The sequence below is a fragment of the Shewanella sp. A22 genome (genome assembly GCF_053850585.1).
The window spans coordinates 1-808 of record NZ_JBSQBN010000257.1; the positions used below are offsets into that span (position 1 = coordinate 1).

The following is an 808-nucleotide window of genomic DNA, read 5'->3' on the forward strand; positions in this document are numbered from 1 at the left end:
CTCAAAAAGCATCGCCTTCAAAAAAAGCAGGTAAAGCCGAAAAAGCGCTCAGTTACATAGCCAAACTTTACGGGATAGAAAAACAGGCAAAAAACTTAACCTCCAAAGCGCGTCAACAGCTGAGAAAGCAACAGGCCGAACCTATCCTCAATGAATTGAATGCTTGGCTGAACAGCCAACATGTTTTACCTAAAGGGGCATTGGGCAAAGCCATTAGTTACACATTAAATCAGTGGCCTAAATTACGGACCTATCTTGAAGATGGAGATATCAGTATTGATAATAATGTCACAGAGCGAGATATCAGGCCATTTACCACAGGACGAAAAAATTGGATGTTCTCGACGTCGGTGGGTGGCGCTAAAGCCAGTGCGAACTTATACAGCCTGGTGATGACCTGCCGTGCCAATGATTTGAATCCCTACTACTATTTCCGTCATCTATTTACGGAATTACCCAGGCGTGCACTATTAGATGATATGTCTGATTTGCTGCCGTGGAATGTTGATTTAGGTGAAGCAGAATAAGCTTCACCAGTTCATTGACCGCTTACAAAATAAAAGCGAATAGGGTATACACTTCCTTATTTGCTTTTTTTATAGATATTATCAAGTTGGACTGCCTCCTGGGCACAGAAAATACTGTACTGGTCAACCCAAACTGGACACTTTTAGTTGAGAATTTTCAAACTCTACCGGTGACAGATCACCATTAGCAGAATGAAGTCGCTCCAAGTTGTAATATTTCATGTAAGCAGTCACATCTTGCTTCATAAACTCCCTTGTTGGTTGAGCAACGTTAAAAATCC

At 41.6% G+C, this 808-nt stretch carries 2 protein-coding genes; one reads left to right on the top strand and one right to left on the bottom strand.

The features are described from left to right. On the top strand, positions 1 to 527 hold a 527-nt coding region (locus ACWXWT_RS20585; protein WP_456043416.1), incomplete at its 5' end, for an IS66 family transposase. 123 nt (positions 528 to 650) lie between these two features. Here the strand turns inward: ACWXWT_RS20585 and ACWXWT_RS20590 are convergent. Then, on the bottom strand, positions 651 to 808 hold a 158-nt coding region (locus ACWXWT_RS20590), incomplete at its 5' end, for an IS3 family transposase (protein ID WP_456043417.1).